The sequence below is a fragment of the Hymenobacter aerophilus DSM 13606 genome, from assembly GCF_000382225.1.
Classification (GTDB): domain Bacteria; phylum Bacteroidota; class Bacteroidia; order Cytophagales; family Hymenobacteraceae; genus Hymenobacter; species Hymenobacter aerophilus.
In genome coordinates, this window is the sequence record NZ_KB907801.1 from 163,786 (window position 1) to 188,017 (window position 24,232).

Annotated in this window: 20 protein-coding genes; 15 read left to right on the forward strand and 5 right to left on the reverse strand. The window is 60.6% G+C overall.

The genetic code is table 11. The annotated features are described in order from the left end of the window. Positions 1–42 precede the first annotated feature (42 nt). Entirely contained in the window at positions 43–399 is a 357-nt protein-coding gene (locus tag H145_RS0102230) for a hypothetical protein (RefSeq protein ID WP_157541002.1), read from the reverse strand. 284 nt (positions 400–683) lie between these two features. Between H145_RS0102230 and H145_RS0102240 the strand changes: the two genes are divergently transcribed. From H145_RS0102240 to H145_RS19570, 3 genes are all read left to right on the forward strand, one after another. Then, the gene (locus H145_RS0102240) at positions 684–1,133 is read left to right on the forward strand and encodes a hypothetical protein (RefSeq protein ID WP_019946507.1); all 450 of its coding nucleotides are present in this window, start codon (positions 684–686) and stop codon (positions 1,131–1,133) included. Between the two features lie 114 nt (positions 1,134–1,247). Next, positions 1,248–3,089: a molecular chaperone HtpG gene (gene htpG, locus H145_RS0102245; RefSeq protein WP_019946508.1), complete on the forward strand. Its 1,842-nt coding sequence runs from the start codon at positions 1,248–1,250 to the stop codon at positions 3,087–3,089. A gap of 227 nt (positions 3,090–3,316) precedes the next feature. Beyond that, positions 3,317–4,279, forward strand: coding sequence for a toxin-antitoxin system YwqK family antitoxin (locus H145_RS19570; protein WP_157541005.1), 963 nt, complete (start codon positions 3,317–3,319; stop codon positions 4,277–4,279). Positions 4,280–4,466: 187 nt separating this feature from the next. On the opposite strand, the gene H145_RS0102255 is transcribed toward H145_RS19570, so the two are convergent. Beyond that, positions 4,467–4,826 (reverse strand): YraN family protein, encoded by a 360-nt coding sequence (locus H145_RS0102255; protein WP_019946510.1) that lies wholly within the window; start codon positions 4,824–4,826, stop codon positions 4,467–4,469. A 243-nt stretch (positions 4,827–5,069) separates the two neighbouring features. Between H145_RS0102255 and lipB the strand changes: the two genes are divergently transcribed. From lipB to porN, 10 genes are all read left to right on the forward strand, one after another. After that, complete coding sequence (lipB, locus tag H145_RS0102260) at positions 5,070–5,879, forward strand: lipoyl(octanoyl) transferase LipB (RefSeq protein ID WP_019946511.1); 810 nt, start codon at positions 5,070–5,072, stop codon at positions 5,877–5,879. Continuing rightward, positions 5,876–6,295, forward strand: a complete 420-nt coding sequence (locus H145_RS0102265; protein WP_019946512.1) for a hypothetical protein — start codon at positions 5,876–5,878, stop codon at positions 6,293–6,295. Before lipB ends, H145_RS0102265 begins: the two co-directional genes overlap by 4 nt. A 72-nt stretch (positions 6,296–6,367) precedes the next feature. Further along, complete coding sequence (locus H145_RS0102270) at positions 6,368–7,435, forward strand: undecaprenyl-phosphate alpha-N-acetylglucosaminyl 1-phosphate transferase (protein ID WP_033425765.1); 1,068 nt, start codon at positions 6,368–6,370, stop codon at positions 7,433–7,435. Between the two features lie 6 nt (positions 7,436–7,441). After that, positions 7,442–8,665 (forward strand): DUF4271 domain-containing protein, encoded by a 1,224-nt coding sequence (locus H145_RS0102275; RefSeq protein WP_019946514.1) that lies wholly within the window; start codon positions 7,442–7,444, stop codon positions 8,663–8,665. A gap of 77 nt (positions 8,666–8,742) precedes the next feature. Further along, positions 8,743–9,555 (forward strand): uroporphyrinogen-III synthase, encoded by an 813-nt coding sequence (locus H145_RS0102280; RefSeq protein WP_019946515.1) that lies wholly within the window; start codon positions 8,743–8,745, stop codon positions 9,553–9,555. 152 nt (positions 9,556–9,707) lie between these two features. Beyond that, positions 9,708–10,703, forward strand: coding sequence for a PorP/SprF family type IX secretion system membrane protein (locus H145_RS0102285; protein WP_026351207.1), 996 nt, complete (start codon positions 9,708–9,710; stop codon positions 10,701–10,703). 236 nt (positions 10,704–10,939) lie between these two features. After that, positions 10,940–11,950 (forward strand): T9SS ring complex lipoprotein PorK/GldK, encoded by a 1,011-nt coding sequence (porK, locus tag H145_RS0102290; RefSeq protein WP_019946517.1) that lies wholly within the window; start codon positions 10,940–10,942, stop codon positions 11,948–11,950. A gap of 109 nt (positions 11,951–12,059) precedes the next feature. Continuing rightward, the gene (porL, locus tag H145_RS0102295; RefSeq protein WP_019946518.1) at positions 12,060–12,830 is read left to right on the forward strand and encodes a type IX secretion system motor protein PorL/GldL; all 771 of its coding nucleotides are present in this window, start codon (positions 12,060–12,062) and stop codon (positions 12,828–12,830) included. Between the two features lie 54 nt (positions 12,831–12,884). Beyond that, positions 12,885–14,465 carry a type IX secretion system motor protein PorM/GldM gene (gene porM, locus H145_RS0102300; RefSeq protein ID WP_026351209.1) on the forward strand — a complete coding sequence of 527 codons (1,581 nt, stop codon included), beginning with the start codon at positions 12,885–12,887 and terminating at the stop codon, positions 14,463–14,465. 53 nt (positions 14,466–14,518) lie between these two features. Further along, positions 14,519–15,385 carry a type IX secretion system ring subunit PorN/GldN gene (porN, locus tag H145_RS0102305; RefSeq protein ID WP_019946520.1) on the forward strand — a complete coding sequence of 289 codons (867 nt, stop codon included), beginning with the start codon at positions 14,519–14,521 and terminating at the stop codon, positions 15,383–15,385. A gap of 143 nt (positions 15,386–15,528) precedes the next feature. On the opposite strand, the gene uvrC is transcribed toward porN, so the two are convergent. The 3 genes from uvrC to porW all read right to left on the reverse strand — a co-directional run bounded on the left by uvrC (position 15,529) and on the right by porW (position 23,293). After that, positions 15,529–17,340, reverse strand: a complete 1,812-nt coding sequence (gene uvrC, locus H145_RS0102310) for an excinuclease ABC subunit UvrC (RefSeq protein WP_019946521.1) — start codon at positions 17,338–17,340, stop codon at positions 15,529–15,531. 242 nt (positions 17,341–17,582) lie between these two features. Continuing rightward, positions 17,583–19,934: a transglycosylase domain-containing protein gene (locus H145_RS0102315; protein WP_071595104.1), complete on the reverse strand. Its 2,352-nt coding sequence runs from the start codon at positions 19,932–19,934 to the stop codon at positions 17,583–17,585. Positions 19,935–20,074: 140 nt separating this feature from the next. Next, entirely contained in the window at positions 20,075–23,293 is a 3,219-nt protein-coding gene (gene porW / locus H145_RS19575; protein ID WP_157541008.1) for a type IX secretion system periplasmic lipoprotein PorW/SprE, read from the reverse strand. A gap of 201 nt (positions 23,294–23,494) precedes the next feature. Between porW and H145_RS19580 the strand changes: the two genes are divergently transcribed. Next, positions 23,495–23,737, forward strand: a complete 243-nt coding sequence (locus tag H145_RS19580; protein ID WP_019946524.1) for an AtpZ/AtpI family protein — start codon at positions 23,495–23,497, stop codon at positions 23,735–23,737. Between the two features lie 67 nt (positions 23,738–23,804). Continuing rightward, positions 23,805–24,212, forward strand: a complete 408-nt coding sequence (locus H145_RS0102330; protein ID WP_019946525.1) for a hypothetical protein — start codon at positions 23,805–23,807, stop codon at positions 24,210–24,212. Positions 24,213–24,232 lie beyond the last annotated feature (20 nt).

A 24,232-nucleotide genomic window follows, 5' to 3' on the forward strand; every position in this document is an offset into this window, starting at 1 on the left:
ACCAAGGAGTTGAATTGGCGTAGCCTTACTAAGCACTAAGCACTAAGCACTAAGCACTAAGCCGCGGGCGGGCGGGCCACGCAGGTCGGCGGTGGCGCGGGTGGCCGAGTGCCACACCGAGCCGGCCGGCAGCGAGCGGGCCGGCTGGTAGCCCACCAGCGGAACCGGCAGCACGAGCGGGGCCGGGGGCTGGAAGGCCAGGTTGAAAAAATGGTCGACTGCGCAGTGCTGGTGCTGGCTGCTGACGACAGCCTTGCGGCTGCCCGCCGGCCCGGCTTCGAGCGGGGCATCGACGGTGTGCTGGTGTTCGTGCAGCGCCAGAATCCAGGCATCGGGCACCTGCACCCGTGCAAAGCACAGGAGCAGCACCAAAGCCAGCCGGGACCGAAGAGTACGCATCTGAACAGAACGAAAGCGGAGCTAAATGTACGGCGAAAAAGCCCTCAACTCAGTAAGCGGCGTTTCTGTCGTCTGTATATGATATTTATTGATTTGTGCTTTATCAAGAATCAATTTTTAGGGGTATTATCGGCGAAGATGGAAGTGCAAAAGAAAAAAGTCGTATTCCGCTGAAGTAGAGGGCTTCTTGAAAATTTGTATTTGTAGTGTGCGGCACTTACTGTACTATTGTATCCCGAATTTTATATGTGCGTGTTGGAGAGAAGTTTACTGGTGCAGTGGTAATGGAAGTTGAAACGGCGGATTGTCCGCTAGAGGTTAAATACGAGCGAAATGCGGCGTTGCTGCATGCGCAATGGCGGTTTCTGGCTGCCCCGCACCGTGCGCCGCTGGCCCTGCAGGGCCTGCTGGCCGCGGCGGCCGGCCCCCGGGTGCGCGACTGCCTCTTGGACTTACGGCATATGCCTGATTTAGGCTCCATGGGCCAGCCGCAGACGGAGTACCATTTGCTGGTTCAGCTTGCCTCCTTGCCGCTGCAGCACCTGGCATTGGTATTTAAGGCTGATTGGCAGCATGAGGCCCTGCTGGCCGCCATGCACGACCAAGCGCCCGCCTACGAAGTGCAGGTGTTCGATGATGCGGCCACGGCCCTCGACTGGCTCCGGCATACCGGCGAGGGTTTCCGGGGGCGGTCCAGAAGTGGCTCCGCTATGCACCGGTCGCTGTCAAACTGACAGCCGCCGCCAGACTGGAACAGGGTTTGAAATCAGCTTTCCGCGCCGTTGGCCGCCCTGTGGGGCTGGCAAATTGGCCGGTTTCCGTTTTCATTCACCTTTTCTGATTCTGTTATGCAAGAGAAAGGCAGCATCTCGATTCACACCGAGAACATCTTTCCCATCATCAAGAAATTCCTGTATTCTGACCACGAGATATTCCTGCGCGAGCTGGTCAGCAACGCCGTCGATGCCACCCAGAAGCTGCAGAGCCTGGCCCGCCAGGGCGAGTTCAAGGACGAGCTGGGCGAGCTGAAAGTGCGCGTTACGGTTGACAAGGAAGCGCGCAAAATCACGGTTTCCGACCACGGCCTGGGCATGAGCGCCGAGGAAATCAAGAAGTACATCAACCAGATTGCCTTCTCCGGCGCCACCGAGTTTGTGGAGAAGTACAAGGAAACCGACGCGCAGGCCAAAGACCAGATTATCGGCCAGTTCGGCCTGGGTTTCTACTCGGCCTTCATGGTGGCCAAGGAAGTGGAAATCTGGTCTAAATCGTACAAGGGCGACCCCACGGCCCACTGGACCTGCGACGGCAGCACCGAGTTTACGCTCGAAGAAACCGAGGGCGAGCACGCCAAGGCCGAGCGCGGCACCGATGTGGTGCTGCACGTGGCCGACGACTCGGACGAGTTTCTGGAGCCGGCCCGCCTGAAGGGCATCCTCACCAAATACTGCAAGTTCCTGCCCATCCCGATTGAGTTCGAGGGCGAGGTGATCAACCAGACCCAGCCCATCTGGACCAAGCAGCCCGCCGACCTCACCGACGAGGATTACCTTAAGTTCTACCAGGAGCTGTACCCGTTTTCGGAGCCGCCCCTGTTCTGGATTCACCTCAACGTTGATTACCCGTTCAACCTGACGGGCATCCTGTACTTCCCCAAGGTGAAGGACGAGCTGCAGTTCCAGCGCAACAAAATCCAGCTTTACTCGCGTCAGGTCTTCATTACTGATGAGGTGAAGGACGTGGTGCCCGAGTTCCTGATGCTGCTGCACGGCGTGCTCGACTCGCCCGATATTCCGCTCAACGTGAGCCGCAGCTTCCTGCAGGCCGATGGCGCGGTGCGCAAAATCAACCAGTACATCACCAAAAAGGTGGCCGACAAGTTGGCCGAACTGTTTCGCAAAGACCGCGAAGGCTACGAGCAGAAGTGGTCGGACATTGGCCTGTTCGTGAAGTACGGCATGCTTTCCGACGAGAAGTTCTACGAGAAGGCCAAAGATTTCGTGCTGGTACAGAACGTAGCCGGCAAGTTCTTCACGCTGCCCGAGTACCAGGAGTTCGTGCAGGCGAACCAGAAAGACAAGAACGAGCAGACGGTTGTCCTCTACACCACCGACCCGGAGGCCCAGCACGGCTTCGTGCAGGCGGCTCAGGAGCGCGGCTACGACGTACTCGTGCTCGACGGCCCGCTGGATTCGCACTTCATCGGTCAGCTGGAGCAGAAGCTGGAGAAAACGACCTTCAAGCGCGTGGACGCCGAAACTACCGGCAAGCTTATCGAAAAGGAGGAGGCGGCCGAGAGCGTGCTCAGCGACGACGAGAAAACCCGCCTGACCGACGTGTTCAAACAGGCCATCAACAACGAGCACATGCAGGTGCAGGTGGAGGCCCTTTCGCCCCAGGATGCGCCCGTCATCATCACGCTCCCCGAATTCATGCGCCGCATGAAGGATATGCAGCGCACCGGCGGCGGGGGCGGCATGCAGATGTTCGGCTCGCTGCCCGACTCCTACACCGTGAGCGTGAATGCCAACCACCCGGTTACGCAGCGGGTGCTGAGCGCCGAGGGCGACGCCGGCAGCCAGTTGGCCCGTCAGGCCTTCGACCTGGCGCTGCTGGCCCAGGGCCTGCTGAAAGGCGAGGCGCTAACGGCCTTTGTGAAGCGCAGCGCCGATTTGCTGGCCGCCGAGTAGTTGTAGAGGGTATATAAAGTTCTAAGCAGTACAAAACCCTGGCGGCCTTGGTCGCTGGGGTTTTGTGTTTCGGAGACAGTGAACCGGGGTTAAACGGTTGCCGGCTCCTGGCAAAACCGGCGGCAAGCTAGCAGCTATCCGCTAAAAGCCAATACCTGAAAGAGCCGGTACCAAATCCGTTTATCTTTACGTTTCTGGCTCCGAACGAATCCTGCCCGATTTCCTACATGCGCTTCCGACTGACTTCTTTGCCGGCTTTGCTGCTGCCGGGGCTGCTGCTGCTGGCCGGCGCCTCGGCCTCCTGCGCCCGCAAAACCGTTTCCTTCAATAGCCGCCCCGATGCTGCCGGCCTGCTGGCCACCGGCCCCGATACCCTTACTACCACGGCCGATACAACCGCCGCGCCGCAAACGGGCGACAAGCGCGTGGCCCTGAGCAAGGAACAGGAGCGGGCCGCCCGCGCCAAGGAGCGAGCCGGGCAGCGCAAGCCCAAAAAGAAAAAGAACATCTTCCTGAATGAGCCCATCAAGAAGGGCTACACCAAGAAGGGCCCCAAGGGCAAGCAGCAAGAGGTGGAAATTTTCTACTACCTGCGCACCTTCCGGCAGCCCGACCCCATGGCGCTGGCCGTATACTACTACAACCCGCGCAAGCGCCGGATATTCAAGGCAACTGCCGAGCTGGACCCGGCAACCGATAAGGTAATGCACGGCCCGTACAAGAAGCTGCGCGGCGGCAAGGTGATTGAAACCGGCTATTTCGCCAACGGCACCCGGCACCTGCGCTGGGAGAAGTTCGCGCCCGATGGCACGCTGCTCTCCAAAATCCACTACGAGCGCGGCTTCCCGCGCGACGCCAACGTAACCTACTACGACGCCGACCGCAAGCAGCTCAAGGAAGTGGTGCCCTACTACAACGGCCAACTGGAGGGCGACTATGTGCGCTTTCTGGCCACCGGCAAGCGCGAGTGGGAAGGCCAGTTCGAGAACGGCAAGCGCGTGGGCGAGTGGATAAACTACTGGGGCTTCCGCAACCTGAAAGACCGCCGCCACTACGTGTACAGCTACGGCGAGTCGGGCTACGAGCCGGAGGTAAAGGAGCCCGTGCTGCTGCGCGAGTACAACCGCAACGGCGTGCTCATCTACGAGAAGGACAAGCTCGACAATCGGGAGAAAGACGGGAAGAAATAGGGTAGGGGAAGAGAGGCAGTAGGGAGCAGGAAAGAAGAACGGTCATTCAGAGCGCAGCGAAGAATCTCGCGTGCCACAGTAATTCCTGACGATAGGGCTACCACTGCAGGCGAGATTCTTCGCTGCGCTCTGAATGACCGTTCTTTTTCCTGCTTCTCCTCTCTCACCAGCTTACGCCCTGCTTCGCTCAATAAAACGCATCCTCGAAGTGCTCGATGCGCAGGCCGTTGGCGGCGGGGGTGAGGGCCAGAATGTCGAAGCGGATATCCTGGGGCCAGACCAGCGTTTCCTGCAGGTGCTCGGCGGCCAGGCGCAGCAGCTGCCGCTTGCGCTCCGTCACGAATTCTTCGGGGTAGCCGTAGCGCTCCGACGAGCGGGCTTTCACCTCTACCAGCACCAACAGCGCGGGCGGATAGCGCATCACCAAATCCACTTCGGCGCGGCGGAAGCGGTAGTTGCGGTGCAGCAGCTCGTAGCCCTGGGCCAGCAGGTAGCGCAGGGCGGCGTCCTCGCCATCGTGGCCGAGCTGGTGAGCGGGAGTGAGCATAGTGGAGCTGGGCAGTATGGAAGTCAAAACGAAAGCGCCCGGGTAATTACGGTACCGGTTTGGGTCGAAATCTAGTACCTTTGTCTGCCATTTGAAACAGGCCGGGCCTGCGCTACGCGGCTGGCTGCTTTCGGCAACGAACAGCCCCGGCAGCCAGTCCACCGGTGGCCGGTAAGCTGCTGGCCGCCACTGCAAGGGCCACTGTCGTGATTTTGCCCCTGCGCTTTGCCTGCCCACCCCGCCATGACCACCATCTTCTCCGCCTGCGCAATTCCGGCCGTTCCCCAGGCCCAGCCAACCACCGGGGCCGCGCCGGCCGCCCTGGGCCAGAACCGCCGGATACTGGTGCAGCGGCTGGGCCGGGCCGAGTACCTGCCCACCTGGGAGCTGCAAGAGCGGCTGCTGGCCGAAACGCTGGCCCTGAAAACCCAGAACCGCCTGGCCGCCGAAACCGGGCAGCCGCTGGCCGTTACGCCCAACCACTTGTTGCTTTGCGAGCACCCGCCCGTGTACACGCTGGGCAAAAGTGGCAAGCCCGAGCACCTGCTGCTCGATGAAGCCGGCCTGGCCCAGCACGGCGCCACCTTCCACCGCATCAACCGCGGCGGCGACATCACTTTCCACGGCCCCGGCCAGCTGGTGGGCTACCCCATCTTCGACCTCGACAACTTCTTCACCGACATCCACCGCTACCTGCGGCTGCTCGAAGAAGCCGTGATGCTGACGCTGGCCGATTACGGGCTGCGCGCCGGCCGTATTGCCGGGCTTACCGGAGTTTGGCTCGATTTTGAAGAGGGCGCCCCCAACCCGCGCAAAATCTGCGCGCTGGGTGTAAAGTGCAGCCGCTGGGTAACCATGCACGGCTTCGCCCTCAACGTAAATACCGACCTGACTTACTTCGGCCACATCGTTCCCTGCGGCATTACCGACAAAGCCGTAACCTCGCTGCAGCAGGAGCTGGGCCGCGCCGTGCCGCTGGCCGAGGTGCAGGAGCGCCTGCTGCCCCACCTGGCCAACCTGTTCGCCGCCGACCTGATTTCCGTGAGTTCATGAAAAAAGATATCCTCATCCGGCCCGTGGTGGGCGTGAGCGTGGCCGTAACGCCCGACGAGCAGGCGGCCACGGCTACGGCCGACGCCCCCGGCTGGCAGGTTTTCCTCATCAACGACAACGACCAGCCCCTGCAGAACGTCATCGTCAGCGCCAGCGGCTACGGCACCAACGCGCAGGGCGAGGCCATCCGCACCTCCACGCTGCGCCACGCGCTGCCCGAGGTGCCACCGCACGCCGCGGCCCCCATCGAGGCCCTCGACTCGGCGCTTTTCCATCTGCACAATCAATACTGGGTCAGCTATTATATAGATGGCCAGGTGTTTGACAAGAAATTCGTTTTCCTGCCCGACTCGATTGGCTTCGAGCAGCTGCAACCCATCAGTTTGCTCATTCCGCAGGGCATTCTCGCCACCTAAATCAGTCGCCTTGGGCTGTTTTCTCCGTTCCCCGGACCCAGCAGCCCCTTACCATAAGCGTCAACCACCCCTATGAACGCACTTGGAATTCAGCTGAGCCTGTCCTCCCTGTGGGCCTTTCTGGTAGCGATGTTCGCCGTGCCGTCCATTATCTACATTGCCCACCTCAAAAACATGCTCGATACGCCCAACGTGCGCACCGTGCATGAGTCGCTGACGCCGCGCCTGGGCGGGGTGGCCGTGTTTGCGGGCTTCATGTCGGCTCTTACCATTTTTGCCCCCCTCGACAACGGCGTGCAGCAGCTGCTGGCCGGCTGCATCGTGCTGTTTTTCGTGGGCCTGAAGGACGATTTGGTGAGCATTTCGGTGGCCAAAAAGTTCGTGGGCCAGCTGCTGGCTACCGGCATCGTCATGATTATGGCCGACGTGCGCATTACCAGCTTCCAGGGCATTCTGGGCATTGGCGAGCTACCGATTGGTATCAGCTACGCCTTTACGTTTTTCGCCATTGTGGGCATCACCAACGCCATCAACCTGATTGATGGCCTCGACGGGCTGGCCGGCTCCATCGTGCTCATTATCGTGAGCACCTTTGGTTACTATTTCTACCAGTACGGCGGTCCGGCTTTCCAGAACTACGCCTTCGTATCGGTGTGCGTGGTGGGCGGTATTCTGGGCTTCCTGCGCTATAACTTCCACCGGGCCAGTATTTTCATGGGTGATACCGGCTCGCTGGTCTGCGGTTTTATTGTGTCCATCCTCACCATCCAGTTTATTGAGATGGGACTGGAGGTGGGCCAGCCGTTCGGCAGCGCCTCGCCGGCCGTGGCGCTGGGCATCCTGTTTGTGCCGCTGTTCGATACGCTGCGCGTGTTTATTGTGCGCATGATGGCCGGACGCTCGCCCTTCTCGCCCGACAAAAACCACGTGCACCACCGCATTCTGGCCATGGGCTTCCAGCAAATCAGCACCGTGATGCTGCTGGGCTTGCTCAACGTGGTCGTGATTCTGCTCGTTATCAACTTCGCCTACCTCGGCAGCATGGTGCTGATTGGGATGCTGATTGGCTTCTCGCTGCTGCTGAGCGTGCTGCTGGGCGTATACCACAGCCGGGCCGAGCGGCAGCGCATCGCCTCCTGATGGGAGATGCTGTGCGCCACCGGCCACTCCACCTCAACCGCTAAGCTCGTGCGCTGCCTGCCTTTCATCCGCAACCTATGGCTCCTGCTGTGGCTGGCAGTGCTGCCGCTGGCGGCCGGGGCAACCGAGTACCGCCGCCTGCCACCGCCCCCCCGCACCGGCCTCACCGCCGACTGGCTGATAAAGGATCCGGCCCGCAACCGGCTGGTGCTGTATCTGCCCAACTACCACGCGCCCGCCCACGCCTACTATCAGTGGCTGAGCGTGTTGCCCGGCCGGCCGCTGCCCATCACCTTCACGGCCCGCGAAAACCTGAGCTTGTTTCTGGATAACCGGCTCGTCTTCACGGCGCCCGCTCCCGACACTTATACCCTCGACCTGGCCGCGCTGCTGCCACCCGACCACGAGCCCGGCGGGCCGCATCTGCTGTGCGTCTGGCACCCCGACGCTATTCCCAACCTGGGTTCGTTCCAGAACGCGCTGGCCCCGGCCGACCTGCCCGCCGGCGTGCCCGAAACGCTGGCCGCCGGCGCGCAGCCCCGGCCCCGGGGCCACCAGGGCCAGAACGTATTTCTGGGCTTTCTGCTGCTGATCGGCCTGGGCTACGGCGGCCTGCGGGCCACGTACCAGCCGGGTTTTGCCCGCATCTATCAGCTCGAAGGCATGTGGGGCCAGGGCACGGCCGAGCAGGATTTCCTGATAAAGCCCACGCTCACGTGGCTGAACCTGGTGCTGGTGCTGCTGTTTGCGCTGTCGTTTGCGCTGCTGCTGGTGGCCATCCATACCAACATCGAGAACATCGTGATTCTGCGCCGCCTGTTCGACGTGGCCGAATCGACAATTGTGGTGAAGGTGCTGCTTTACACGGGGCTGGTTGCGGCCTTCGTGCTGGGCAAATACCTGTTTCTGGAGCTGATGGGCTACATCTTCGACGTGGCCGAGCTGGTCACGATCCAGTATCGCGAATTCATCCGCACGGTGCTGTTTATGGGCCTGTTTCTGCCCGGCGTGATGCTGCTCTATCTGGGCCTGAACCGGCAGCTGCCCGAAACGGTGCTGTGGGTGTCCAACGGGGTGGTTTCCTTGCTGTTGATTGGCACCGTTTGGCGCGTGGCCCGCACCCTGCACCGCAAAAAGTCGCTCCTCAATCTACATTTGTTTTCGTACCTTTGCGCCACCGAAGTGATTCCTTTGGTCGTTTTGCTCAAATTAATCGTTTTTACCTACTAATCAGGGGCTCCGCCAGCTCACGTCCGCTTCTAACTGCTCCCTATCGCTCCAGATTTTACCCCTCATTTTTTTACCTAATGGCCGACATCAAAGACCAGCCGGGAACGGGCCGCCACGCCAAGCCCATCGCCACTATTCTGGTCAGCCAACCCAAGCCGACCAGCGACGTTTCGCCGTATTTCTCGATTGCCGAAAAGTATGGTATCAAAGTAGATTTTCGCGAGTTTATTGAAGTTCAGCCGGTTTCCTACAAGGATTTCCGTAAGGAGAAGGTGAACATTGCCGACCATACGGCCATCATCTTCACCAGCCGCAACGCCGTCGACCACTTCTTCCGCATCTGCCAGGAAGCCAAAATTGAGATGCCCGCCGAGATGAAGTACTTCTGCATCTCGGAGCAGACGGCCAATTACCTGCAGAAATACATTGTGCTCCGCAAGCGCAAGCTGTTCGTGGGCCAGCGCACGGCCGCCGATATGTTCGACGTCATCCGCAAGCACAAGGGCGAGACGTTCCTGTACCCCTGCTCCGATATCCGCAAGGATGACATTCCGGAGTTTATGCGCGAAAACAAGTTCAAGTTCAGCGAGGCCGTTATCTATAATACCGTGGCCGCCGACCTGTCGGACCTGACCGACGTGAAGTACGACTGCATTGCGTTTTTCAGCCCCTCGGGCATCAGCTCGCTGTTCGTCAACTTCCCCGATTTTGTGCAGAACAACACGCGCATCGCCGCCTTCGGGCCCACTACGGCCAAAGCGGTAACCGATGCGGGGTTGATTCTTGATATTGAGGCGCCGCAGCCCAATGCCCCTTCCATGACGGGCGCCATTGAGGCCTACATCCGGCTGCACCAGAACAACGGCGCGGCTAAAATGGCCGATAAGTAAGTTAACCCGAACAGCTATAGCGAGTAGCCGGGCCGCAATGTGTTTGTTTGGCCTATTTCTTTCGTGAGTTCAGGGAATAGATTAGCGTGGTTTTTCGTTACATTTGAGAACGTAGGCCCGCTGCTCTTCCGGGGCTGACTCACGGCATTTATATGAAGAAATATATACTATGCGCCGGAGCGCTGCTCTTGCTGGCCGGTTCTGCGGCCGCCCAGCAACAGCCGCAGTTCAGCCAGTATGGGTTCAACGGCCTCAACCTCAACCCGGCCTACGCGGGGGTGAAAGGCTACGGCGAAATCACCGGCATCGGCCGCATTCAGTATTTCGGCTATAGTCCCACCTTCGATTCGGGCGGCTCGCCAACTACCGCTTCCCTCACGGCCTCGCTGCCCGTTCCGGTGCTGGCCGGCGGCCTGGGCATAGGCGTGTACCGCGACCGGATTGCTGAGCTCTATACTACTAACGTGCAGCTTTCGTACTCGCGCCACCTGAAAATTGGCGAGGGCACGCTGGGGCTGGGGGTGCAGGGCATCTTCAACAATATTTATCAGGGAACTTACCGGGCCGTTGACGACGATGATATTGTGGTGCCGCGCGAAGGTTCGGACTCGAAGTGGGACGCCGGGGTGGGCGTATGGTACGAGGCGCCGAAACTTTACGTGGGCCTGAGCCTGAATAATCTGCTGCGTTCGGGCTACCGCTTCAATAGCCAGGTGCCCGCGAGCGGAAAATCGGCCCAATATTTGACTGAGAATCATGCCTATCTGACGGGCGGTTACAATATCGACCTGACATCGGACGTTGTAATTACCCCCACTGCGCTGGTGAAACTGGTGTTGCCGGGAGAATTCGGCGACAGCGACAAACTGACCCTGCGCAATGCCTCGTATGAGGTAGGTGCCCGGGCCACGTTCAACGACCGGTTCTGGGGTGGGTTGGGGTACCGCTCGGGAGATGCCTTCACGGCGCTGGGCGGAATTTCCTTCGCCCAGGACAACGCCCTACGATTGGGATTGGCTTATGACCTAATTGCATTTGGCCAAGAAGCAAAAGCAACCAGCTCATTTGAGGTTATGCTGAGTTACCGACTGCCCAAACCAAGCCTGACGGTGCGCCCCGCCATCCGCACACCCCGGTACAGCTTCTGATAACCGGGTTTGAAGAAGAGGAAAATGTGTTGTAGGAGCTAAAAACAGAATGTTCGCTTCATTGGCAGGCTAAACGAGGCAATTCCTCTTTTAACCGGCTGATACTTTAGTTGGTAGACAAATGTGCGGTGTTGGGCGGATTGCTTGCGTACCAACGGATGATTCATTAGATTTGCCAGCCCGAAAAATTGTAATCTTTGGATATCACCCCTCGGTCGTCTTTATTACACTCCACAATGAATAAGTTTTTCCTCCTGCCCCTGGTTGCTTTCTCGGCTCTGCTGCTGGGTGGGTGCAGCTTCGGCAACCGTCCTACCGGCGACTTGGTTGGCGCGGAAGACCGGCCGGAATTCAACCCTCAGGAAGTGCCTTACGGCATGGTGCCCTGCCCCGGCGGCACGTTCCACATGGGCCAGACCGACCAGGACATTTCGGCCTCGATGGTTAACATGAACAAGCAGGTAACTATTGCCGGCTTTTACATGGACGAGACGGAAATCACCAACAACCACTACCGCCAGTTCATGAATGCCATCCGGCAGGACTCGATTGACGTGCTGGGCGAAGAGTACGTGATGACCGAGCTCTACCCCGATACCACGGTGTGGGTGCGCGACTTCACCTACCACATGGGCGACCCGCTCATGGAGTACTACTACACCCACCCCGCCTTCGACGACTACCCGGTAGTGGGCGTCGATTGGTTTGCCGCCAAGTATTTCTGCAACTGGCGCACCAAGCTGAAGGCTCAGGCCAACGAGGAAGCCGGTCTGGCGCCTTATCCCAACTTCCGCCTGCCCTCGGAGGCCGAGTGGGAGTACGCTGCCCGCGGTGGCCGCGACCTGGCTACGTACCCCTGGGGCGGCCCTTACATGCGTAACTCCAATGGCTGCATGCTGGCCAACTTCAAGCCCGGCCGCGGCGACTACGCCTCCGACGGCTACGCTTACACCGGCCCGGTGGCCTCGTTCTTCCCCAACGACTTCGGCCTCTACGACATGGCTGGCAACGTGAGCGAGTGGTGCGATGATGCCTACATGGAAGCCTCGGTGCCCGTGGTTTGGGACATGAACCCGACCAACCCCGACGACAACGAGCCCCGCAAAGTAGTGCGTGGCGGTTCGTGGAAAGACATTGCCTACTTCCTCGAAACGGGTACCCGCAATTTCGAATACCAGGATTCGGCCCGCTCTTACATCGGTTTCCGCACGGCCATGATTCAGATTGGCTCGGGCAGCGGCCGCTAAACCAGCCCGGTATTCTTCCAGCAGACAGACTCTTCACACTTCACCACTACTTCTTCAACAACACAATCAAATGGCAGCTAAAGGCGGTAATTTTCTCTACGATGTATTGATGCCCAAAATCTATGGCATCGGCGCGGCTATCGTAATCATCGGTGCTCTATTCAAAATCCAGCACTGGGAGTATGCCAGTGAAATGCTTATTGTTGGTCTGGGTACCGAGGCACTTATTTTCTTCCTGAGCGCATTCCAGCCTACCACCAAGGAGGTTGACTGGTCGATGGTGTACCCCGAGCTGAGCGAAGGCTACGACCCCTCGACCGGTAACTCCAGCTTCCTGCAGCAGGACAACGGCGGCACGGGCCTGACCCGCAAGCTCGACGACATGCTGAAGGATGCCAACGTAACGCCCGAAGCCATCAACTCGCTGGGCCAGGGCCTGAACCGCCTGAGCACCACCACCCAGCAGCTCGCCGGCCTCGGCGACGCCACCAACGCCACCGACGAGTACACGACCAAAGTTCGCTCGGCGGCCCAGTCGCTGGAGCGCATCAACGAGTCGTACTCGAAGACGGCTGATGCCATGAGCACGATGGCCGACGCCACTGCCGACGCAGGTGCTTACCAGTTGCAGGTGCAGAACGTAACCAAGAATCTGGGTGCGCTCAACGCCGTGTACGAAATGGAACTGCAGGATGCCAACTCGCACCTCAAGTCCATGAACCAGTTCTACGGTACGCTGGCCCAGGCCATGCAGAACCTGACCGAAGCCGGCAAAGAAACCGACCAGTTCAAGACGGAGGTAACCAACCTGACTGCTAACCTGGGTTCGCTCAACCGCGTGTACGGCAACATGCTGAACGCCATGCGCGCCGGCAGCTAAGCTGCCCGCAGCATAGCAATCAACACTCATATAGTATAGCAACAGGCATACACGATGGCGGGAGCAAAGGAAACTCCACGGCAGAAGATGATCGGGATGATGTACCTGGTACTCACCGCGCTTCTGGCCTTGCAGGTAAACTCAGCAATTCTACTAAAATTCAAATTTCTCGACGACAGCCTTTCTTCTATCAACGGAAAGGTGTCGAAGGCAAATGATGGCACCGTAAAGGGCATTCAGGCCGCCGTTGAGAAAAACCGCAACCAGGCCAAGGATATGGCCGTGCTCAAGCAGAGCCAGGAAGTGCGGGAAGAAACCAAGAAGGTTATTGCCTATCTGGCCGGGGTACGGGAGCAGCTGCTCACCAAAACCGAGAACAAGGGCAAGAACGAGTTCAAGAACATGAGCGCCGAAGACAAGGTGGCCGAGCTGATGCTGGGCGCCAACAAGGACGGCGTGGGCTACAAGATGAAAGGGGAGCTGAACAAGTACTCCGACTACATCAAGCGCATCATCCCCGAGGCTTCGCCGCTGGCCCTCGACGCCAGCCAGGATCCAATGGTGGTGGACAAGGAGCAGAAGAACAAGAACTTCGCCCAACTCAACTTCGAGAACACGCCGGTAGTAGCCGCTTTGGCCGTACTGTCGCAGAAGGAAGCCGAGGTGCTGAAGTACGAGTCGGACGCCCTCAGCAAGCTCTCGCAGCAGGTAGGCGGTACGGTTATCGTATTCGATAAGATTGGCGCCTTCGCCAGTGCCGAGTCGAACACGGTAGCCGCCGGCACCAAGTACAAGGCCGAGCTGTTCCTGACGGCTTCGGCTTCGGGCCTCAACCCGAGCATGACCCTCAACGGCTCGCCGATTTCGGTAGGCCCCGATGGCCGCGCTAAAGTGGAGTTCACGGCCCGTCCGGGCAACTTCGACAAGGACGGCAACGCCAAAGCCAGCTGGACCGGTACCATCCGCTTCAAGCAGAACGGCCGCGACACCACCTTCAAGGTGACGATGCCGTACACCGTGACCAAGCCGGTAATGCAGATTCAGTCGGCTTCGGTGCAGGCGCTGTATTTCCGCTGCGGCAACAAGCTGAGCGTAAACGTGCCCGCTCTGGGCGCGCAGTACGACCCAAGCTTCTCGGCCACGGGTGCTGCCACCATCAAGGGGGCTACCAAGGGCGAGGTAACGCTGGTGCCCAACGCCAGCCAGGTAACGCTGAACGTGAGCAGCGGTGGCAACCCCATCGGCTCGCAGAAATTCGAGGTACGCCGCATTCCCAAGCCCGACATTCAGTGCTGGGTGGGTGGCCGTCCGGCCAACGAAAAGCAGGGTACGCCCATCACGGCTGTTCGCAACATGAACCTGAAGGCCGTGCCGGATGCCAGCTTCGCTACCTTCCTGCCCGACGACGCTAAGTTCCGCGTATCGCGCTACGAGGTGACGCTGGTGCGCGGCAAGCGCCCCGCTATGGCCGCCATTTCGGTTAGCGGCCCCAACGCCGACCTGAGCTCCGTAGTAAACACGGCCCGCGAAGGCGACCGTCTCTACATTGAAGTGAAAGGTGTTCAGCGCCAGAACTTCCAGGGCAACGTGGAAGACGTGCAAGTTTCCAAGTCGTTCAATATTCCGCTGCTCTAAGCGTTGTTCGGGTTGAACTGAACCATTCCTGACGCTTTTTTGATTTCTCTGGTATGAACAAGGTATTTTCTCTCGCCGCTCTGGCGGCCGGCCTCACGCTGTCGGTGGCAGCTTCGGCGCAGGAACAAGCGACCACCGCGAGCAGCAACGGCTCGTACCGCCCAATCCCGACGTCGGACATCATGTTCCGCAAAACGATTTGGCGGGCCATCGACTTGCGCGAGAAGCAGAACAAGCCCATGTTCTCCGAAGGCCGGGAAATCAGCGGCATCATTCTCGATGCCGTGAAGCGCGGCGAGTTGCAGGCTTACCGCAACGACTCGCTCACGACCACCTTCTCGGCGGCGGAAGTCCTAGGTAACATGTCGTACCAGGAAGCTGCCGTTGGCCTCAGCGACGAGGAAAAGGCGGCAGGCTTCTCGGCCGAAGCCACCGACGACTGGGGTGCTCCGGCTAAAAAGGGGGCGGCCAATGCTGCCCCGGCCGCTCCTTCCAGCTACGCCTACCGCCCGAAGGACATCTACCAGATGGAACTGAAGGAGGACATGATTTTCGATAAGAAACGCTCGCGCATGTACCACGACATCAAGTCGATTACGCTGCTCGTGCCTTCTACCCTCAGTGGCAACACGGCGGGCATCGAAAAGCCCATCGGCTCCTTCAAGTACAGCGACCTGGTGCGCGTGTTCCGGGCCAACCCCGATAAGGCTATCTGGTTCAACCCCCAGAACGACGCCCAGCACAAGAACCTGGCCGACGCGTTCGAACTGTGGCTGTTCAACTCCTACATCGTGAAGGTGTCGAACCCGACCGATTCGCGCCTCGACGAAATCTACGGCAGCCAGCAGCAGGGCATCCTGGCCTCGCAGCAAGCTGCCGCCGACCTCATCGAGTATGAGTACAACCTGTGGTCATTCTAAATCACAGATGTTGCAGATGATAGGATGACGCAGATGCTGATGTCCTTCAAAGTGCGACAATAGATTCGCAAAAGGCCCCTGACTGTTTCTGGTCAGGGGCCTTTTGGTTTTACATTCAAGTCGAGCTTGGTTGCTTGGTTCAATCAGACCTTCGCATCGGTTTCAGAGAAGTAGTTGACCAAGATGCGGGCCTTGGCTTTGCCGACTTCAGCTACCAGCTCGGCCTCGGTCAACTCCCGGATTTTCTTCACCGACTTGAACTTGAGTAGCAGCTTGTCGGCCGTGACGGGGCCGAGGCCCTTGACGTCTGTCAGCTCGGTTTTGAGCGTGCCCGCGTCGCGCCGGTCGCGGTGGAAGGTGATACCGAAGCGGTGGGCCTCGTCGCGCATGCGCTGGAACAGGCGCAGGCTTTCACTCTTCTTGTCGATGTAAAGCGGCAGCGGGTCGTTGGGCACGTAGATTTCTTCGAGGCGCTTGGCAATGCCGATAACGGCCATCTGGCCCCATAAGCCTAGGTCCTTGATGGCCTTCACAGCCATGCCGAGCTGGCCCTTGCCACCGTCGACAATGACGAGCTGGGGCAGGCTGGCGCCCTCATCGGTGAGGCGGCGGTAGCGGCGGGTGACGACTTCGTACATCGAGTCGAAGTCGTTGGGGCCGATAACGGTTTTGATGTGGTAGTGCCGGTAGTCCTTTTTGCTGGGCCGCGCGTTGCGGAAACACACCATGGCGGCCACCGGATTGTCGCCCTGGAAGTTGGAGTTGTCGAAGCATTCGATGTGCTTGGGCAGCTCCGTCAGGCGCAAATCCTTCTTGATGGTTTCCATTATGCGCACCTCGTTGAGGTCCTTGCTCCGGTCGTTCATGCTCTCCTTCTCCTTACGCAGGTAAAGCACGTTCTTGAGGCTCAACTCCAGCAGCTTGCGCTTGTCGCCAATCTGGGGCTGAGCTACGGTTACGCCGGGCAGCGGCAGCGGGGGGAGGGCCACGTTGGTCAGGATTTCCTTCGACTCGCTCTCGAACTCCTCGCGCATCTGCATCACCAGCGGGGCTAGAATCTCGTCGTCGGGCTCATCGAGCTTCTTCTGCACCTCCACCGACTGGGTGAGCACGATGCTGCCGTTCATCACCTTGAGGTAGCTGATAAAGGCCGATTTCTCGTTGGAGGCAATGGCGAAAACGTCGATGTTCGTCAGGTTGGCATTGACGATGGTGCTCTTGCTCTGGAACTCGTCGAGCTTGTCGAGCTTCACCTTGAACTGGTGGGCCAGCTCGTACTGCTGGTCCTGAGCCGCTTGGCTCATCCGCTCGCGGAAGTACTGCTTGGGCAGGCGCAGGTCGCCGTTGAGAATCTGCCGGATTTGCTGGATGTACTGGTTGTAGGTTTCCTCATCCTGGCGGCCCTCGCAGGGGCCTTTGCAGTTACCGATGTGGTACTCCAGGCACACCTTGAACTTGCCGGCCGCAATGTTTTCCTCCGACAGCTTATAAGTGCAGGTGCGCAACGGGTACAGCGCCCGAATCAGCTCCAGCAGCAGGTTCATACCCGTGATGTTGGCGTAGGGGCCGTAGTAGCGGCCGTCGCCGGGGCGCTTGGTGCGGGTGGGTATCAGGCGCGGAAACCGCTCGTTGGTCAGCAGCAGATAGGGGTAGGTCTTGCCGTCTTTCAGCAGGATGTTGTACTTGGGCTGGTGCTGCTTGATAAGGTTGTTTTCGAGCAGAAACGCATCCGACTCCGAATCCACAATCGTGAACTCGATGCGCCGGATGTTCTTGACCAGCTGCTGGGTTTTCTTGTTGTGGTCCTGCTTGGTGAAGTAGCTGCTGACCCGCTTGCGCAGGTCGATGGCCTTGCCCACGTAGATAATCGTGTCTTCGTCGCCAAAATACTTGTACACCCCCGGGCGGTGCGGGAGCTGGCGGATTTGGTCTTGCAGCTCGGGAGAGGCGGCCATAACATCACAGATTTTCGCTGATTTTTCAGCTGATTACGCAGATTCAGTTTAGTAATACGGAGCGGAATGTACGCTACTACGCTACGCCTACTGTCCGCCGGAGGATACGATGGGAAAGAAAGCCGGGGTTAGCTGCGATTGACTTCAACCAAGCAGTCAACAAAAAAAGTGGCCGGATGGTCCCGGCCACATTTCGTAAAAATCAGTTTAATCAGCGCAAAAATCAGCGAAAATCTGTGATTCTAGATGTCCTCGCCGCTTAGGTCCGACAGCTTTACTTGGTTGAGCTTTTCGTCGCTCGGGATGGTGTCGCGCTGGCCGCCGGGGCCGCCGTAGTAGCGCGAACAGTCGGTTTCGATGGTGAGCGAGGCCGGCTTGGGGAAGGCGCCGGTGTTGACGTCGAGGCTCTTGTCGGCGTACACTTTCTTCATGAACAGGCCGTAGATGGGCAGGGCCATGCGCGAGCCCTGGCCGTAGTAGCCGTTGCGGAAGTGCACGCTGCGGTCTTCGCCGCCCACCCACATGCCGCACACCAGGTCGGGCGTGAGGCCCATAAACCAGCCGTCGGAGTAGTTGTTGGTGGTGCCGGTTTTGCCGCCCATCTCGCCCGGAAACTTGAAGCCGGTTTTGAGGATGATGCTGGTGCCGCCGCGCTCTTCGGTGGCGCCGCGCAGCATGTAGGTCATCAGGTAGGCCGTTTCCTCGCTCAGCGCCTCGCGGGTCTGCGGAATGAACTCGCGCAGCACGTTGCCGTTCTTGTCCTCGATGCGCGTCACCATCACCGGCGACGTCCAGATGCCCTTATTGACGAACGTGCTGTAGGCACCCACCATCTCGTACAAACTCACATCCGACGAGCCGAAGCCCACGGCCGGCACCGCCTCGATGGGCGAGGTAATACCCAGCCGCTTGGCGTAGCTGACCACCGTTTCGGGGCCCAGCTTCTGCACCACCCAGGCCGTAATCGAGTTCATGGAGCGGGCCAGCGCCTGCCGCAGCGTGAAGGTGCGGCCTGAGTACGAGCCCTCGAAGTTGCGGGGCGTGTAGGCCGGCCGGCCGGCCACGGCCGGGAAGGTCACGGCCACGTCGGGCCGCTGGTAGCAGGGCGAGTAGCCCTGGTCGATGGCGGCCACGTACACGAAGGGCTTGAACGTGGAGCCCGGCTGGCGCTTGCCCTGGCGCACGTGGTCGTACTTGATGTACTTGTAGTTGATACCGCCCACCCAGGCCTTGATGCGGCCGTTGAGCGGGTTGATGGCCACGAAGCCCGCCCGCAGAATGCGCTTGTAGTACGCCAGCGAGTCCATCGGCGACATCGTCACTTCCTTCTCGTTGTTGGGGCTGTTCCAGCTGAAGACCTTCATCGGGTACTTCTTGTTGAGGTAGTACTTCACCGAGTCGGGCTGGTCGGGGAAGCGGCCCTGCAACGAGCGGTAGCGGCCGGTGCGCTTGATGGAGGTGGCCAGGAAGCCCGGAATCACCCGGCCGCTTTCGTCGCGCCAGGGCTGCTGGCCCTTCCACTGCTGGTCGAACCACTTCTGCTGCAGTTTCATGTGCTCGGCCACCGCCGATTCGGCGTACTTCTGCATCCGCGAGTCGATGGTGGTGTAGATTTTCAGGCCGTCGGAGTACAGGTCGTGGTCGGTTTCCTTGGCCCACTGGCGCAGCTCCTTGCTTACTTCCACCCGGAAATAAGGCGCAATGCCCTCGTTCTGGTTTTCCACCTGGTAGTCGAGCTTCATGGGCTGCAGCGTGTCGGCCTGCAGCTGCTGGGCCGTAATGTAGCCGTACTTGTTCATCTGGCGCAGCACCCAGTTGCGGCGCAGCCGCGAGCGGGCCGGGTTGAACTTGGGGCTGAAGCGCGAGGGCGCGTTGAGCACGCCCACCAGCGTGGCCGCCTCGGCGTGGGTCAGGTCTTTGGGCTTCTTGCCGAAGAAGGTTTTGGCCGCCGTGTTGATGCCGAAGGCGTTGGAGCCGTAGTCGTTGGTATTCAGATACATGCGCAGGATTTCGCGCTTGGTGTAGCTGCGCTCCAGCCGCACAGCCAGGATCCACTCCTTGGTTTTGGTGATGAGCATGCGCACGCCCGGCACGTCGTTGAGCAGGCCGTCGTTGAGGTCGTCGCGGGTGCGGAACAGCACCTTGGCTAGTTGCTGCGTGAGTGTGGAGCCGCCACCGCCGCTGCCGCCCTTCAGCAACCCCGCCGCCACCCGGCCGGTGGCCTTGGCATCAATGCCCGAGTGCTCCTCGAAGCGGGCGTCCTCGGTGGCAATCAGGGCGTCTACGAGGTGGGCGGGCAGGTCTTCGTACTCGGCGGGCGTGCGGTTCTCGCGGAAAAACTTGCCCATCAGCACATTGTCCGACGAGTAGATTTCCGAGGCCAGCTCGCTGCGCGGGTTTTCGAGCGACTTCAGGTTGGGCATGCGCCCAAACAGGTTCAGGAAGTTGGCGCTGACCGCCCACACGTAGAACACCAGCCCCAGCAGCCCCAGCCCGAACAGCACCCACAACGAGCGGGCCCAGCCGGTATAACGCCCGGGGCGGTTGGGTTTCGGACGGGAAGCAGCAGGTTTTTTGGTGGCAGAAGAAGCCATGTCTTGAATTAAGAATTATGAATTAAGAATTATGAATTAGAGAGAGAAGTCAATTCCAAGAGCAGACGCCTGTTTACAGTGTTTCGGGCGCGTGTGAGGCCGACAATTCTTAATTCATAATTCTTAATTCTTAATTGAAATCAGCGGTAGTTCTGGTCGTAGAAGCGCTGGTAGTCGGCGGGGTTGCCCAGTTGCAGCAGCACCGGCAGGTTATCAATACCCACGACTAGGGTTTGGTAACCCGCCCCGCGCAGTTTGCTCAGCGGCGACTGAGGTCCGCGTAGCTTCAGGGCGTAGCTCTGGGCCAGCCGGGCGTTGCTCAGCCCCTCAATGATAATGGCCTCTTCCGTCGCGTTCAGGGCCTGGCGGCGCACCCGCAGGCTGCTCGACTTGTAGTAGCGGCCGTTGTAGGCCGTCAGCTGGGCCGGCAGTTCGGTGAGCAGGGCCGCATCCTTGGCCAGCACGATAACCACCGAGTGCGCGGCCGCTAAATCGGTCTTGTACGGCGAAACGGCAGCCGGGGTGGCCTCAGGGGTAGGAGCCGCAACGGGCGCAGCTGGTGGCGGTGTGGCTGGGGCAGGAGCGGGGCTGGTTGCCGGAGCGCCGGTTGAGGTTGTCGGCGCAGCCGGAGTTGGCTCCGTCGGGGTCGAATCGGTGGAAGGCTTGGGCTCGGCAGTTTTCTTCGGCGCGGCGGGCGTTTTCCGGCCGCGGGCGCGGGCCTGAGCGGCGGCGCGGCGGTCGGCCTTGGCCTGCTCGGCGGGCGTGAGTGGGGTAGAAGCTACCGGCTCGGCCGGTACCGGCGCCTCGGCCGGCGTGGTCGGGGTCGATGGTTCCGGTTGGGTGGCTGGGGTTGGCGTGGCCGTGCTGGTCGGCTCGGTCTGGCGGCCATCGGCCGGGGCAGGTTTCGGGGTCAGGGGCGCGGGCAGGCCAGCGTCGGGCGTTGGGGCGGGCTGGTAGCGGCGAACCGTGCGCGGCTCAATCTCGCCGGGCCGGAACTCCGACTTGCCGGGTTCGGTGGTGCTGGCCATGGCTCCGCTGATCTGGCCCTGGTCGTATTTCTGGTAGGTTTCGAGCAGCGTGGCGGCCTTGGGCGCCAGCGGGCTGGCCGGGTAATCCTTGTAGAATTTCTCGACGGCCGCCCGGGCCGTGGGCGGCGGCTGGGTGCGCACACTCAGCAGCGCCCCCAGGTAGGCCACCTGGTCGTTGAGGTCGGTTTCGGGGTACTGCGCTTTGGCCTGGTCGAGGGTGGCGCTGGCTTTCTTGAAATCCTGCCGCTTGTAGGCCGCAAACGCCGAATCGACCAGTACGGCCACCTTGGCGTTGGCTACCGATGTGCGGCGCAGGTAGTCGGGGTCGGCTACCAGGCGGGCATACGAGGTGTTGGGGTACGCCTGCCGCAGCCGGGCAGCGTACTGCTCGGCCGCCGCCGGGTCGCGCTCCTTCTGAATCAAGTACAGAATATACAGCGTTTCGGGCGTGTGCGGGCCCTGCGGATAGCGCCGCAGCTGGGTTTCGTACGTCTCCACGGCCTTGTCGGGCTCGCGCAGCTCCTGGTTGTAAATGCCGCCGAGCTGGTAGAGCGCCTCCTGGGTCTGAGCGTCGGAGGCCGCCAGCAACTCGGGCGTCAGCGGCACGTTCTGGCGGTACTGGCTCACCAGTTCGCGCAGCTGGGCCTGCGGATCGGCCGGGGGCGTGGCCGGCGCGCCGGGGTTCAGGCCCGTGCCATTGACGGCCGTGCTGCTGTTGCCGGCAATGCTAACCGGCACGTTGCCGCCCTGCGGCGTAACGGGCGAGTTGCTGGCCTGCGTCACGGTGCGCCAGTTGTCCTGCAGCGGCCGGTCGCCCCAGCGCCGGATAAAGTCGTTGCGGGCCGTACTCAGGGCCGTGGGGTTGTCGAAATACCACTTGCCGCCGGTGTTGGCCGCCACAAAGTCTTCGGAGCTGATGCCCGGCTGCAGGTCGCGGCCGGGAGCCAGGCCCACGGCGGTTTGCTGCAGAGCCTGCTGGCGCTGCTGCTCCTTGGCCTGGCGGGCCGCCAGCAGCTCGGCCTGCCGCTCCCGTTCGGCCAGCTCAGCTTCGGCATATGTGGTCAGGCGGGCCGTTAGGTCGTCAGGGGAGAGGCGGGCCAGGGCCTGGAGGCTATCCTGGGTTTCTACTATGGTCAGCTGCCTGGCGAAATCCTGCAGAATGCCGGCCCGCTCGGCCACGGCCTCGTAGGCGGGGTTGGTTTTGGGCATCACCTGCACCGTGCTGTCGTAGTAGGCCGCGGCCAGCCGGTAGCGCTGCAGGTTTTCGTAGTAGATGCGGCCCTGCAGCAGGTGGGTGTAGGCCTTCTGTGCGGGGTTGCCCTTGGGCACGCGCACCGATTTTTCGAGCAGGGCCAGCGCCGCCGGGTAGCGCTGCTGCCGGTATTCGAGCCGGCCCATTTCGTAGTAAATCTTGTCGGTGTACTCCTGGTTGTTGGGGTCCTTGAGCAGCTTGGCGAAGTACTTATCCAGCCGCGCCCGGTCGTTCAGGTTCAGGTCCGACACCTGCCCGAGCATCAGCTTGCTGTAGAAATCCAGCTCGTAGGGCGGGTTTTTCTTCAGGATCTGATTCAGCTGGGCGTAGGCTTTCTTATCCTCGCCCTGCTGCTGGTACAGCTGGGCCAGCACGTAGCGGGTGCGCGACTGCTCGTTCTTCTCCTCAATATAAGGAATGGCCTTTTCGAGGTTTTCAATGGCCAGCTTGGGCTCGTTGATGCGCTGATAGTACTCGGCGCGGGTCAGGAACAAGGCCTGGGCGTTGCGCTCGGTGCCGGTTTCCTTGTCGAGGATGTTCGAGACGGCCGCCGCGTTGTCCAGCTCATTCAGGGCCAGAAACGTGCGCATGAGCCACACCAGCGCCTCGTGGCGGGCGTTCAGGTCGCGGCCCGTGCTGTTGACGTACTTGAACGTCTTGGCTGCGTCCTCGAACTCACCCTTATAATAGCGGGCCTGGCCGATGAGCAGGTAGGAGTCGTCGGTCCAGTCGGAGCCGGGGCGGTACTGCACCGGGATGGAGGCCTTCTTGATGATGTCGTCCATGTCGGCCGTCAGGCGGGTGGCCGTGGGCTGGTCAATCAACGGAAACAGGGGCAGCACGCGGTTGTAGTCGTTCACGCGCTCCTTGTTGAGCTTGGCCTCCACCTCGCGCATCTTCTCGCGGGCCAGAAAGTAGGCGTTGTCGCGGGCCACCACGTTGTCGTAGGTGCGGCCCACCAGCGAGCGGCGGTCGGAGCCGGCACAGCCGCCCAGGGCGGTAGCCAGCAGCCCGGTGGCCGCCAGCGCCACGAGGGGCCGGAAAAGAGCAGCACGAAAAGTCGTCGGGGTCGTCGTCAAAGCGGCAGGGAAGCTCGGGCAGAAAAGAAGGACGGACCGGAAACGCCCGCCACCCACCGATTCGTTCGGGGGCTGGTGTTTTCAGCAACGTCGCAATCCTGGTAAAAGTACGCCTTTCTGCCCGGACGCTTTCGGCCCCCGCTCCGGCACGCTGCTAACGCGCCAAGCCGTAATTTCGTGGCCCCCTTCCGTTCTGCCCCTATGGCCAGCCCCCTCAAGCCCACCGACCCCCACGACAACAACTCCGACCGCCTCCGCACCGTGGCCCGCTACTCCGGCATCGGGGCCCAGATGGCCGCCACCATCGGCCTGAGCACCTGGGCCGGCTATTGGCTCGACAAGCACTACGCCACCCAAACGCCCTGGTTTACGCTGGGCCTGATGCTGCTGGGCACCTTCGCGGCGCTTTATAACGTGATTCGGGCCGTGAGCAAGGGCGAATAGCGCACCCCACCCCCGGCACCTCCGGGGGTGGGGTGCACCAGCAGAACAATTCACATAAAGTCCCTGCATGAAATCCTTTCTCAAGCCGTATTTACTGTTCAGCCTGCTGGTGGGCTTCGTGCTGTATGCGCTCCACAGCCAGTTCGGCCCGCGCGTCATCCATCCGTTCACGGTCTACACGTTTGCCTTCTTCTTTGTGCTCACGCTCGTGCTCTACCGGATGATGGAGCGGCTGCTGCGGGCCGATGCCGATAACTTTCTGGTAGCCTACTTCGGGGCGATGGTGGCCCGGCTGCTTTTGTCGCTTACGCTGGTGCTGGTGTACCTTTTGCGGGGCGGCGGGCAGGAGGGGGCGGCCCGCTGGGCCTTCCTCGGCAGCTTCTTCGCGCTCTATTTTCTCTTCGCCGGGTTTGAAGTATGGGCCGTTCTGAGTAACTTGCGCCCGTTTTCAAAACGGGGCGAAATCACAAAATGAAGATTTTGTGAGCGAATCCC